The following is a 1,509-nucleotide window of genomic DNA, read 5'->3' on the forward strand; positions in this document are numbered from 1 at the left end:
CGTTCCGCGGCAACTACTGGAACTGGCCGGGCATCGGCGAGTTCGACGTCATGGAGAACGTCAACGGCATCAACTCCGTGTGGGGCGTGCTGCACTGCGGCGTCAACCCCGGCGGGCCGTGCAACGAGACGAACGGCCTCGGCGCGTCGCGGGCGTGCCCCGGCTCGTCCTGCCAGTCGGCGTTCCACACCTACCGCTTCGAGTGGGACCGCTCGGTCAGCCCGAACCAGTTGCGCTGGTACGTCGACGGCCAGCAGTTCCACACCGTGCGGCAGAACCAGATGGACGCCACGACGTGGAACAACATGACGTCCCACCAGGGCTATTTCATCCTGCTGAACGTGGCGATGGGCGGCGCGTTCCCCAACGGCGTCGCGGGTCGTGCGACGCCGACTGCGCAGACGACGCCCGGTCGTTCGATGGCCGTGGACTACGTGGCGGTGTGGACCCGGCCGTAGATGTGGGGGCCGACCCCAGGGTTCCGGCAAAGTCGGGTAGGCCTTGGATGTGGGACGGGCACGGCTCTCTGGTTGATCATGTGAGTGTCTAAGTCCCATGATCGTGTGGAGTGCCGTGCCCGCCGTGTCATCCTGCCTGATCCCTGCTGTGCTGGATCGGCTGGTCCCTGTTGCCGTTGACCGGATCGCTGACCTGCGGGAGTTCGTGGCCGGGGTGCCGGATCCACGGCGTCGGCGGGGTGTCCGGCACTCGCTGGCGTCGATCTTGTTGCTGGCGGCGTCGGCGGTGGCCGCGGGGGCGCGGTCGTTCACCGCGATCGGGGAATGGGCCGCGGACGCCCCGCAGCAGGTACTCGCCCTGCTCGGGGTCCGTCACGACCCGCGCCGGGGCGAACGCCGGGCCCCGGACGAGGCGACGATGCGCCGGGCGCTGCAACGGGTGGACGGCGACGCGGTGGACGCCGCGATCACGACCTGGACCCAGGCCCGTCGCGGCCGGACTACGGACGAGCCGGCGGTGATCGCGATGGACGGCAAGACCGTGCGCGGCACCCGCGGCCCCGACGGATCCGGCGGAGTGCATCTGCTCGCGGCGATGGCCCACACCGACGCGGTCGTGCTGGCCCAAGTCTTGGTCGATACCAAGGTCAACGAGACCAAGCGTTCCGCCGCGCTGCTCGACCAGCTCGACCTGACTGGGGCGATCGTCACCGCCGACGCGATGCACACCATCCGCGCCACCGTCACCGACCTACTCGGCCGCGGCGCCGACTACGTGTTGCCGGTGAAGGAGAACCAGCACCTGCTCTACGCCCAGCTCGACGCCTTGGCCTGGCATGAGGTCTCCACATACACCACAGTGGACACCGGTCACGGCCGCCGAGAACGACGCACCATCCAGGTCCTGCCCATACCCGAGAATGTGACGTTTCCCGGTGCGGCACAAGCCTTTCTCGTCGAACGCTACGTCACCCACACCCACGGCAAACGCACCGCGATGGCCGTCCTCGGCGTCACCAGCCTCACCCCCGACCAAGCCGGTCCGGCGCAG

General features: G+C 69.1%; 2 protein-coding genes. Both read left to right on the forward strand.

Annotated features, from left to right (window positions below; all coding sequences use genetic code 11):
- Positions 1-458 (forward strand): family 16 glycosylhydrolase (locus FXN61_RS49365; protein ID WP_167980628.1); only part of this gene is annotated, 458 nt, incomplete at its 5' end.
- A 124-nt stretch (positions 459-582) separates the two neighbouring features.
- On the forward strand, positions 583-1,509 hold a 927-nt coding region (locus FXN61_RS49370; protein ID WP_167980629.1), incomplete at its 3' end, for an ISAs1 family transposase.

It is taken from the genome of Lentzea indica (assembly GCF_012184385.1).
GTDB classification, from domain to species: domain Bacteria; phylum Actinomycetota; class Actinomycetes; order Mycobacteriales; family Pseudonocardiaceae; genus Lentzea; species Lentzea indica.